Annotated in this window: 14 protein-coding genes; 7 read left to right on the top strand and 7 right to left on the bottom strand. The window is 32.3% G+C overall.

Going from position 1 to position 11,023, the window contains the following annotated elements:
• The first annotated feature begins 85 nt into the window (after window positions 1–85).
• From ACVBED_RS06865 to ACVBED_RS06855, 3 genes are read left to right on the top strand one after another with little or no spacing between them, the layout of a single operon-like run.
• Window positions 86–463, top strand: a complete 378-nt coding sequence (locus ACVBED_RS06865) for a SpoIIAA family protein (protein ID WP_447119897.1) — start codon at window positions 86–88, stop codon at window positions 461–463.
• A gap of 17 nt (window positions 464–480) precedes the next feature.
• Window positions 481–990 (top strand): pyridoxamine 5'-phosphate oxidase family protein, encoded by a 510-nt coding sequence (locus ACVBED_RS06860; protein WP_447119896.1) that lies wholly within the window; start codon window positions 481–483, stop codon window positions 988–990.
• Window positions 991–1,002: 12 nt separating this feature from the next.
• Window positions 1,003–1,485, top strand: a complete 483-nt coding sequence (locus ACVBED_RS06855; RefSeq protein ID WP_447119895.1) for a Dps family protein — start codon at window positions 1,003–1,005, stop codon at window positions 1,483–1,485.
• 67 nt (window positions 1,486–1,552) lie between these two features.
• Here ACVBED_RS06855 and ACVBED_RS06850 read toward each other — a convergent pair whose 3' ends face one another.
• The 5 genes from ACVBED_RS06850 to ACVBED_RS06830 form a co-directional block, all read right to left on the bottom strand.
• Window positions 1,553–2,332, bottom strand: a complete 780-nt coding sequence (locus ACVBED_RS06850; RefSeq protein ID WP_447119894.1) for a zinc ribbon domain-containing protein — start codon at window positions 2,330–2,332, stop codon at window positions 1,553–1,555.
• A gap of 3 nt (window positions 2,333–2,335) precedes the next feature.
• Window positions 2,336–3,433: a Nif3-like dinuclear metal center hexameric protein gene (locus tag ACVBED_RS06845; protein ID WP_447119893.1), complete on the bottom strand. Its 1,098-nt coding sequence runs from the start codon at window positions 3,431–3,433 to the stop codon at window positions 2,336–2,338.
• A 104-nt stretch (window positions 3,434–3,537) separates the two neighbouring features.
• Window positions 3,538–4,635, bottom strand: a complete 1,098-nt coding sequence (locus tag ACVBED_RS06840; RefSeq protein ID WP_447119892.1) for a peptidylprolyl isomerase — start codon at window positions 4,633–4,635, stop codon at window positions 3,538–3,540.
• A gap of 53 nt (window positions 4,636–4,688) precedes the next feature.
• On the bottom strand, window positions 4,689–5,222 hold the full coding sequence (locus ACVBED_RS06835; RefSeq protein ID WP_447119891.1) for an FKBP-type peptidyl-prolyl cis-trans isomerase: 534 nt from the start codon (window positions 5,220–5,222) through the stop codon (window positions 4,689–4,691).
• Window positions 5,223–5,291: 69 nt separating this feature from the next.
• Window positions 5,292–6,365, bottom strand: a complete 1,074-nt coding sequence (locus ACVBED_RS06830) for a branched-chain amino acid aminotransferase (protein ID WP_447119890.1) — start codon at window positions 6,363–6,365, stop codon at window positions 5,292–5,294.
• 82 nt (window positions 6,366–6,447) lie between these two features.
• Between ACVBED_RS06830 and mnmC2 the strand changes: the two genes are divergently transcribed.
• Both mnmC2 and ACVBED_RS06820 read left to right on the top strand, forming a co-directional pair.
• A complete protein-coding gene (mnmC2, locus tag ACVBED_RS06825) occupies window positions 6,448–7,125 on the top strand; it encodes a tRNA (5-methylaminomethyl-2-thiouridine)(34)-methyltransferase MnmC2 (RefSeq protein ID WP_447119889.1) in 678 nt (225 codons plus the stop codon).
• A gap of 25 nt (window positions 7,126–7,150) precedes the next feature.
• Window positions 7,151–7,567: an NUDIX domain-containing protein gene (locus tag ACVBED_RS06820; RefSeq protein ID WP_447119888.1), complete on the top strand. Its 417-nt coding sequence runs from the start codon at window positions 7,151–7,153 to the stop codon at window positions 7,565–7,567.
• Here the strand turns inward: ACVBED_RS06820 and ACVBED_RS06815 are convergent.
• Both ACVBED_RS06815 and ACVBED_RS06810 read right to left on the bottom strand, forming a co-directional pair.
• Entirely contained in the window at window positions 7,562–8,350 is a 789-nt protein-coding gene (locus ACVBED_RS06815) for a S1/P1 nuclease (protein ID WP_447119887.1), read from the bottom strand. The two genes, ACVBED_RS06820 and ACVBED_RS06815, sit on opposite strands and share 6 nt — an antisense overlap.
• 77 nt (window positions 8,351–8,427) lie before the next feature.
• Window positions 8,428–9,132: a DUF4294 domain-containing protein gene (locus ACVBED_RS06810; protein ID WP_447119886.1), complete on the bottom strand. Its 705-nt coding sequence runs from the start codon at window positions 9,130–9,132 to the stop codon at window positions 8,428–8,430.
• Window positions 9,133–9,183: 51 nt separating this feature from the next.
• On the opposite strand from ACVBED_RS06810, the gene ACVBED_RS06805 reads away from it, so the two are divergent.
• Complete coding sequence (locus tag ACVBED_RS06805) at window positions 9,184–10,260, top strand: M42 family metallopeptidase (protein ID WP_447119885.1); 1,077 nt, start codon at window positions 9,184–9,186, stop codon at window positions 10,258–10,260.
• 208 nt (window positions 10,261–10,468) lie between these two features.
• Window positions 10,469–11,005 carry a hypothetical protein gene (locus tag ACVBED_RS06800; RefSeq protein WP_447119884.1) on the top strand — a complete coding sequence of 179 codons (537 nt, stop codon included), beginning with the start codon at window positions 10,469–10,471 and terminating at the stop codon, window positions 11,003–11,005.
• Window positions 11,006–11,023 lie beyond the last annotated feature (18 nt).

The raw sequence follows: 11,023 nt of genomic DNA, 5'->3' as shown, positions 1-11,023 counted from the left end.
AAAAAAATTACAATGAAAAACGGAACCGAAATTTTAATAATAAAGAAAAACTTTTGCTTCTAAAAACATTTAAAAAAATTAAATTATGATCATTACCATTCCAGAAACTCCTGACAACATCGTTGCGCTAAAGGCGACTGGCGAAATTACAAAAGAAGATTACGAAAATTGTGTTTTGCCGCAAATTGAAGTGAAATTAAATCAATTCGGAGAACTGAACTGCCTTCTACTTTTGGATACCGATGTTAGTAATTTTACCTTGGGAGCATGGTACGAAGATGCAATAATGGCATTAAAAAACTTTGCAAACTGGAATCGTGTAGCAATAGTTACAAATAGTGTTGCCGTACAAAATTCAATTGCTGCTTTTAGTGTGGTGATGCCAGGCGAATATGAAACTTTCGACGTTGCTAATATAGATAATGCAATTTACTGGTGTGCGAATGGAAATCAAAACGATTAATTAAAAAATAAAATATTATGTCAACAGAAAATTTAGACCAGCAGAAAGCAATAGAAAAATTGAAAGAATTATCAGAAAGCGCAAGAATATGTATATTTTGCACAGAACTGGAAAAATTACCAATTGCATCCCGACCAATGAGTTTGCAAGAAACGGACAAGGAAGGAAATCTTTGGTTCATCAGCGGGGACAATAGCAATAAAAATTTCGAAATAAAAGAAGACAATAAAGTTCAACTTTTTTTTATGAACAACGGTAATTCTGAATATTTATCGGTATTTGGAAAAGCATTTATCTATAAAGACAAATCGACAATTGAAGACAAATGGTCACCGCTGGCCAATGCTTGGTTTGATGGAAAAGAGGATCCAAATGTAAGCATCATCCGAGTGACACCAGATGAAACTTATTATTGGGATACGAAAGCTGGAAAATTGATAACTATGCTAAGTTTTGTAGGAGCTGCAATTTCTGGTAAAAAAACCGATAATTCTGATGGTGTAGAAGGTAAAATTAATGTAAACTAAAAAATAAATATTATGAAAAATATAAAACCCGACTTAGGAATTACGCAAAAAAATCTTGATGGCGTAAACAAATTACTCAATAAAGTTTTAGCAGATGGAAATGTTCTTTATATCAAACTGAGAAAATTTCACTGGAATTTATCTGGGGACAACTTCTTGGAATTACACGAACTTTTTGAAGCACAATATAAAAAAGTTGGTGAAGCCGTAGATTTGGTTGCAGAAAGAATAAGTACTTTGGGCGGAATTGCAATTGGCACTACCAAAGAATTTTCTGAAATGTCTCAATTAAAAGAAAACCCTGGCAAAATCCCTGATAACCAAAATATGCTGAAAGAATTAGTTGGTGATCATGAAAGCATCATTAAATCATTACGTGATTTCATTGATCAATGTGAAGATAAATTCAAAGATGTAGGAACGGCAGATTTCTTAACAGGATTGATCCAAGATCACGAAAAAATGGCTTGGAAATTGAGAAAGTATTTAAAATAATTTTCCTTAGAAAATAAAAATGTCCCGAAATAATCGGGACATTTTTTTTATAAAATTTTGAAGTAAATTAAAATTTAATAATACTTTTCATTTTTTCATTTTCTTCGTTAACCATTTCATCGTCCACTAAAATTTTACCGGAATGCTCATCAATAATAATTTTTTTACGCTGTGCAATTTCCATTTGCTTTTGTGGTGGCAAAGTAAAAAAAGAACCTTTTGGCGCACCTCTTTCTAAACCTACAACAGCTAAACCAGTTTTAGAACCGTTACGGATTCTGTGGTAAGATGCTAATAATCTTTCGTCAATTTTTTGAGCAAAATCTTCAGATTTTTTTAAAAGGAAGTCTTCCTCTTTTTGAGTTTCTGACACTAAATTTTCTAATTCTTCTTTTTTGTGTCCAAGATGAGATTTCAGTTCGGTAATTTTAGTTTTCAGTTCATCTAAAGTCTCTTCTTTGTGAGAAATTTTAGCACCGAATTCTTTCATCTTTTTCTCTGCCAATTGGATCTCAAGCTCTTGAAATTCAATTTCTTTAGATAAAGATTCAAATTCTTTATTGTTACGAACGTTGTCTTGCTGTGTTTTGTATTTTCCGATCAAAGATTCAGCATGACTCATTAATTCCTTTTTGTTATTAACTTCGTCATTTTGCTCTTTGATTTCAGTTTCAAATTTATCGGATCTTTTTTCGAGACCTTCTATTTCTATTTCTAAATCTTCAACTTCAATCGGCAATTCACCTCTCGTATTTCTTATTTCATCAAGTCTAGAGTCTATAATTTGTAAATCATAAAGCGCTCTTAGTTTTTCTTCTACTGAAATTTCAATAATTTTTTTAGCCATGTTTTAAAAGAAATATTTAATAGGATTTGTTTTCTCCTCAGATTTTAAGACTGCAAAGGTAGTGAATATTTGTGATAATTTTTCAAATAATTGACTAACAATAAATTGCTCAGATTCAAAATGACCAATATCACACAGAAGCATTTTATCTTCAACTGAGAAAAAATCGTGGTATTTTAGATCGCCAGTTAAGTAAGCATCACAATTATTTTTCATTGCGGCAGAAATTCCTGAAGCGCCACTTCCGCCGAGAACGCCGACTTTTTTTATTTTTTTATTTAAATTTTCGCTGTATTTAATTACTTTTAAATTAAATTTTTCTTTTACTAATTTTAAAAAATCTTCAATATCTAAATCATCTTCTAATTCGCCAAAACGACCTAAACCAGAATAATGATTTTCATTGTCAAGGTTAATGATTTGATGCGCGACTTCTTCATAAGGATGCACAGATTTCACGGCCTCTAAAATTTTATTCAATTTATAACTTTCAAAAATGACAGAAATTACATCTTCCTCAGCATTTTCTCTCTTATTTAAGGTGCCTGAAAAAGGGTTTGAACCTTCAATTGGCCGGAAAGTGCCTTCACCTGAAATTTTAAAACTACATTCATCATAAAAGCCTATATTTCCCGCGCCAGCCTTAAATAGAGATTTTTTTACAGATTCAGAATATTGTTTTGGAACATAAACCTGAAGTTGTTTTAAAGCATTCTTTTTAGGCATCAAAATATGTTGGTTTTTTAAACCTAATTTTTCACAAATTTTAAAATTAACACCAAAATAATCGTTGTCAAAACTCGTGTGAATAGCGTAAATGGCTATTTTATTTTCTAACGCTTTTAAGACCGCTTTTTCAACATAATTTTTCCCCGTAATTGATTTTAAACCAGAAAAAATAATCGGATGAAAAGAAACAATGAAATTCACATTCTTTGAAATGGCTTCCTCCACAATGCTTTCTAAAGCATCATGACAGATTAATATCCCCGAAACTTGGCGTTCAGGATTTCCACACAATAAGCCCACATTATCAAAATCTTCCGCCTCTTGTAAGGGAAATAAATGTCCTAATTCTGCAGTAACTTCTTTTACGTTCATCTTACTTTACAAATTTTCACGAAGGTATTAATTTGTTTTTTAAATAAAAAAATCACTTTCAAAATTGTTTGAAAGTGATTTTAAAATAAATGTTTTAAGTGTTTTTAAGGAACTTTTACAAGTTCAACGTCAAAAACCAACCACGCGTTTGGCGGAATTACGCCGCCTGCGCCTCTCGCACCATAACCCAAATCTGAAGGAATCAATAAAGTGGCAGTTTCCCCCTCTTTTAATAATAAAATACCTTCATCCCAACCTTTAATTACTTGACCGACACCCACATTAAACTCTATTGGTTCACCTCTTTTAAAAGAAGAATCAAACTCAGTCCCGTCTACTAATTTGCCAGCATAATGAACCGAAATTTTATCACCAGATTTTGGAGCTTTTCCTTGCGTGGTCTTTGTGATTTTATAATAAAGACCAGAGTCTGTTTTTTGCATTCCTGCTTTGAAATCTTCTACCATTTTTCCTTGATTTACTTTAAATTCTTCTTCTTTTTTCTTTATTTCTGCCTCAGCTTTGGCTAAATAAGCTTTATTATTTTCCTGAATTTTAGATTTTCCTTCATTAAAAATTTTCTGTGCATCATAATGCTTATATCCGTCACCTTTTGTAATAATAGAAACTTTTTCTAAAACAACAGGAACTACCGGTTTATCTTGCGGTCCTTTTTGCACATTCGCAATAGTATCAATCACTTCTTCACCTTTTACTAAATGCCCAAAAATAGTGTGTTTGCCGTTTAAATGCGGGGTTGCAACTTCAGTAATGAAAAACTGCGAGCCATTTGTGTTCGGACCAGAATTCGCCATTGCAAGTATTCCTTTTCCTGTGAATGTAAGATCATTTTTTTCGTCATCGAATTTATAACCTGGATCCCCCATTCCCGTTCCCTGCGGATCACCGCCTTGAATCATAAAATCTTTTATCACGCGGTGAAAAATAGTACCGTCATAAAAAGGCTCACCTTTCTTTTTGGCTTTGTTTTCAATTTTACCTTCTGCTAATCCTACGAAATTAGCCACTGTCACAGGTGATTTTTTATCTTCTAATTTCACAAGCATTTCGCCTTTAGAAGTTTTGAGATTGGCATAAATACCATCTTGAAGTCCGTTGTAAGTGTCTTTGTCTATGCTCAATGTTTTACAATTTATAAGAGTTAATAATAAGATTGAATAAGTTAATAATTTTTTATGCATCTGTGATTATCTTTATTTCGGTATTTTCGAATCTTCGATTTAATTTTGAATAATTAAAAAACTTTTATTTTTATGATAAGCGGTACATCATTCGCAATTTTCTTGTTGTCTCCGTAACTACCAAAGGCCAAAACTGAAGGTACCAAAAGCGTTGCTTCTTCGCCAGATTTTAAATAACGTACTACGTTTTCTACTGCTTTTAAATCTTCATATTTCCCCAATTTAACCTCTTTTTTTATGATAGGATTTGAGTAAATTTTAGCTTCATCAAAGTCATAAATATCATATTGATAACTAACTAATTTTCCATCTGATTTTTTTAGTTCAGAATCTAGATTTTCTTTATCCACCCAATAATTCATCGCCATCGGATAATATTTTACGTCCTGATTATTAATCCAATCTTGAATCTGAGTGCGTTCCGTTTGATTTAAATCTTTGCTTCTATTACGAGAGTTTTCTAAATCTTTTTGACTTAAAAGTCCACCTACGGGCGGATGAACCTGTGTGTTTTTTGAACAGGAAAGTAGAAAGAAAATCAAAAGAACAAACAAATTTTTCATAAAAACTTCTGCGAAATTAAGCATTTTAGTTCAATTTTAAAAACCAAAAAACCGAGAAGTTGTCCCCGGTTTATAAAATCTTAAAATTAAATATTATGCATTTTCCATAATATTTTGCTCCACTTTAAATCTCCAGTTAAAAGGATCTTCCGCTTTATTAGTCTGAATGTCAGTAAGATCATTTTTCAATGTTAAGGCGAAACTCTCTTCATCAGATAAAACTGGTAAAGTTAAAAGTCTGTCTTTGTATCCAAGTGATTTGAACACACTTGTTACAACAGCAGTTCCTACACCCCAAACTTCTTTTAAAGTTCCATTGCTAAAAGCTTCTACAACATCTTTTACTTTTACATCACCCACAACCACTTTAATATTTCTCTTTTCAGCTAACTTTAAAAAGCTGTCACGTGTAACACCATCTAAAATCTTTTCTGAAGTCTTAGGAGTATAAATAATATCATTAATTCTTACAAAAACGTTCATCGTACCACTTTCTTCAAAATACTCGTGTGACGTATCATCAGTCCAAATCACTTGATCAAAACCTTCATCATTTGCTAATTTCGTAGGATAAAAAGCGGCAGCGTAATTTCCTGCAGCCTTAGCAGAACCAACACCACCATTTGCGGCACGGGAATAATGATCGGAAATTTTAACAGAAACTGGCGCAGAATAATAACTTTTCGCAGGTGTTGCAACAATTGCAAACATGTATTTGTTAGAAATTCTGGCTTTTAATACTTCTTCAGTAGCAAAAATCAACGGTCTAATGTATAAGGACATTCCTTCTCCTTTGGGGATCCATGCTCTGTCTAAGTCAATTAATGTTTTCAAACCATTTAAAAAAACATCCTCTGGAACTTCCGGCATAGCCAATCTCCTAGCAGATTTATTAATTCTCGCTGCATTTTTCTCGGGACGAAATAAGAAAACATTGTCATTTTCATCTTTGTATGCTTTCATGCCTTCAAAGCATGCCTGCCCATAATTAACTCCCATCATTGCTGGTGAAAAACCTATCGGACCATATGGAACAATCTTTGGTTCGCCCCATTTCCCCTCCTCATATTCACAGATTAGCATGTGATCAATAAATGTATCTCCAAAAGAAAAATTATTCGGATCGAACGAAGCTATTCTTGGATTAGTAGATTTTTGAATTATCATTTTAATTATTTTTTCGTTGTCATACAAATATAATATAATTTTTTTTAATTCAAAATTTAAGTTTAAATTTGAAAAAAAGACGATGGAAAGAGAAATTATTGTTACAAATGACGGCGCTAAAACGTTATATATCAGAGAACTAAATGAAAGTTATCATTCTACACATGGTGCACTTCAGGAAGCTAAACATGTCTTTATTGAAAATGGATTAAAGAAGATAAATAGTTATGATATTAATATTTTAGAACTAGGTTTTGGTACAGGTCTCAATCTTTTAGCAACGATTAATGATTTTTTGAAAACTGACAAAAATCATAGGATAAATTATCATACTTTAGAAAAATATCCCGTGAATACTAATGAAATATTAGAATTAGCGTATTTCAATCTTTTTGAAGTTAAACTGGAATCTATTTTTAATAGAATTCACAGTTGCGAGTGGAACGAAAAAATAGAATTAATTCCAAATTTTTTCTTTAAAAAAATAAAAGATGATTTTCATAATTTAGAAAGGATAAAATTACCACCAATTAATCTCGTTTATTTCGATTGCTTTGGTTCCAGAGTGCAACCCGATCTATGGGAAATTGATCTTTTAAAAAAAATAAAAAATAAGATGACTTCCGGTGGATTATTAACAACTTATTCATCCAAAGGCAGTTTTAGGCGCGCATTGAAGGAACTTGATTTCGAAGTCGAAAAACTACAGGGTCCGCCAGGAAAACGAGAAATGATCAATGCAGTTTTACAAACAAAATAATTTTAAGAATTTTAAGAAATAGATTATGATTAATAATTTTAATATCAGAGTTTATGCTTGTGTCATTAAAGACGGTAAGGTTTTAGTTTTACATGAAGAATATGCCGGCGATTTTCTAGTGAAATTCCCAGGAGGCGGTTTGGAATACGGAGAGAGTGTAATTGACTGTTTGCACCGTGAGTTTTTGGAAGAACTAAATGTTAAAATAGAAAATATCTCACATTTTTACACGCAGGAAGACTTTGTAATTTCAAAATTTAGACCTGATGAGCAACTCTTGACCTTATACTATTTAGCAGAAATTCTGGATGAAAGTGAGTTTTTAATTATGGATAACTGTATTGAAAAAGCAGAATGGCTCACACTTCAAACCGAAGGAGAGCCATTAAATCTGCCTGTAGACAAAATAGTTTTTAAAAAACTTCAGAAAAAATTTTTATAAAATATCGTTTAAAATTTTTGCTAATCTTAGACCGCCATAAAGCAGCTGACGTTCTAAAATCGCCTCAAATTTATAGTCATAATCATAACTGTAATTTTTTCCGGCAACAGTGTTGGCATAGATATAATTTGCTTTTTGATGACTGTCATACAGCCAGTCTTCCAAAGTTCCGGATTGTATCTCTTTTACCTCCTCCGGAGTTTTAATATCTAAAACGCGGGCAAATTCCGTATAGCTATACTGCGTGAAATCTATTAATTTTGAATCCCAAAGACTGTGTAAGTTAGTATCCTGTCCAAAAAACTGCAGTTTAATTTTATTGCCGCCCAAATCCCCTAAACGACCTGTGTGCATTGGCTGCGACAAGTCTCCAACCAAATGAATTATAAAATAAAGCGCTATTCTTTTATCCTTTAAAGAAGTTTTTGGATCTTTAAGTTGAGCGGATAAAATCTGTATTTGAGTGTATAAATTTGGCGCTTTTTGAGCCTTAATAGCAGAATCAAAATCCTTCATATTGTCCTGCTTATCAATATTAATATAATGCCATGCTGAAGAAGACTTCCAAACTTCAGTTGTGTCAGATTTTATAAAATCTGGCCAGTTTGCCCAATAAGCCATTGGCTCATCGCCTAAAATTTTCTTTAAATTACGTTTCGCTTTATTTGTTAAGTGGTGTTGCGCAATTTCTGCAACTACCCTGTGACCCGTCGTTCCCCAAGAATATCCAAAATTATAGACCAAGATAAATGATAAAACTAATAAGAGTTTAAAGTGTTTCATAAGTAAAATTGTTTTTTATAAGAGGTCAAATGTATCAATTTTTAAAATAAAAAATTAATTACAAAAAAAAATTCTAATTATTTCTTTATTTTAAAATTTTGAGATCCTGGATAAGGCTGCAAAAGTCCTGCATTCCAATTAGACTGCAAAAGACTTTCAACAAATTCATCAACCCTATTTTTATGAGGATCATATGGTTCTTTAATATCGACGTCGGCAATATTTCCTTTTACACTCCACCAGAAGGAACTCCAGCCTCCACGAAGCTCTTTGATAATTTCAAAAACGGTTTTCCCAGTCGCGCGATACATTAATTTAGTAAATATCTGTCCTTCAGAAGTAGTTAGATCTTTTAATTTGGACTCATATTCATCCGCCAATTTATTTTGACGGTCCTTTATATAATCCCGCCTCTTATTAACATCAATGGTTCTGACTTCCTGTTGAATATCTTGATACTGATCTAATGCTGTTACAAAAAGTGGGTAAACTCTATTCAATTTTTTATTAAGGAAATAGTAATAATTTTGATCTAATTGATTATTAAAATGTGGCTTTCCTGCTAAAATTAGCTCATCCATAACCACAACTGTTTCGCCATTTATAAAATAAATTTTGGCTTTCTGTGCTTCATCATAGACATATTTGTCACCAAACTCGTCTACTTTTATCATTTCCGGAGGATATTGGCTAAGTGATTTAGTTGCTAAAGTATCTTGCGAAAAAATCACGTTTAGCCCTCCAAAAAAGAAAATTATTAAAAAAAATCTATATAATTTCATTACTTTTACCACTATTAAAACGAATTAATTTAGCAAAAATCATTCCTCAAGATGAAGTTTCAAAAAGAATCATTAAAGTTTTTAGAAAGTTATTTAAATGTGGCCTCACCCACCGGCTACGAGCACGAAGGACAGAAAATTTGGAAGAATTATATTAAACATTATGTGGACAAAGTTGAGATTGATAATTATGGCACAGTTTACGGCGTCATCAATCCAGAAGCTGCGTTCAAAGTAGTGATAGAAGCGCACGCAGACGAAATATCTTGGTACGTCAATTATATTACAGATGACGGTTTAATCTATGTCATTAGAAACGGTGGTTCTGATCAGTTAATTGCACCTTCAAAAATAGTCAATATCCACGGTGAAAAAGGCGTTATAAAAGGCGTTTTCGGCTGGCCAGCCATTCATACCAGAATGGGCGTGGAAAAAGAAGTGACGCCAAAAATTGAAAATATTTTTATTGATTGCGGCGCCATCACTAAAAAAGAAGTTGAAGATCTAGGCATTTTTGTCGGTTGTATGATTACTTATCCCGATACTTTTTTTGATTTAAATGACCGTTATTTCGTTTGCCGTGCTTTAGATAATAGAATGGGCGGTTTTATGATTGCAGAAGTTGCCCGACTTTTAAAAGAAAATAAAAAGAAATTACCTTTTGGCTTATACATCGTAAATTCTGTGCAGGAAGAGGTTGGACTTTACGGCGCAGATATGATTGCAGATTCTATTAAACCAAATATTGCGATTATTACGGATGTCACCCACGACACAACTACACCAATGATTGAAAAGAAAAAAGAAGGCGACCAAAAATGTGGCGATGGACCGGTTGTATTTTTTGCGCCAACTGTTCACCACAAAATTCGTGAATTGATTGTTGAAACGGCAAAAACTAAGAAAATTCCCATTCAAAGAGCCGCTTCAAGCCGCGTTACAGGAACTGACACCGACGCTTTTGCACATTCAAACGGCGGCGTTCCGAGTGCTTTAATTTCTTTGCCTTTAAGATATATGCACACAACGGTAGAAATGGTTTCCAAAGAAGATGTCGGAAATGTGATCAAATTAATTTATGAAACTTTACTGAAAATTACACCAGAAATGAATTTGAAATACCATTAAAATTAGATTAAAGACGAAAAGATTAAAGATGATAGACTTTAAAAATTTTTTTGGGCAGCAATTTCCGCCTTCCGTTCTCAATCTTTTTTTTCAAATGCAAAAAAAAAGGATTTCCACTCAAGTCGGGCTGCGTAAGTATTTTGTTTAATTGGAAAAATAATTTAGAAACTTACTTATATTTGTGTATCAAACATAATTTTATAACAAAATGAATATTCAAACAAAATATTTACAAAAACTTCGAAATGACCAAACCTTTACTGATATTTACACGGACAGGTTTCAGGAATCGACCTATTGCTACATCCTAGACTTCAATGAAGAATTTATTCTTTTAGAAAAATTCACAAATGTTGGAAAACCTGACGGCATTTCAGTAATAAAAAGAGAAAACATTACCAGAATTAAATGGTCAGGAAACGATATCAAAACAACTTCAAAATTTGCACTCAAAGAAAAAAGAAACCAAGATATCTTTAATATTAATATCGATAGTATTTACAATATATTAAATTCTGTAGAAAAATTATTTGGATACGTGACAATTTATATTCAAGATATTGATACTGGAATTTGTATTATTGGAGAAATCAAAGAAATCGACGGTGATCATATCATAATAGAGGAATATGGCACATTCACTTCGCTTGACAGAAAAATGCTTATATTATCCACTAATGAAATCACCAAAATCGAGGGTGGCGCATTATATGAAAATAACTTACACGAGCTATTTGGCAAATAGAAAGATTAAAAAAAATTC

The organism is Halpernia sp. GG3 (assembly GCF_052976925.2).
Note: the sequence above shows the minus strand (reverse complement) of the source record. Positions and strands in the feature narration are given on the sequence as shown.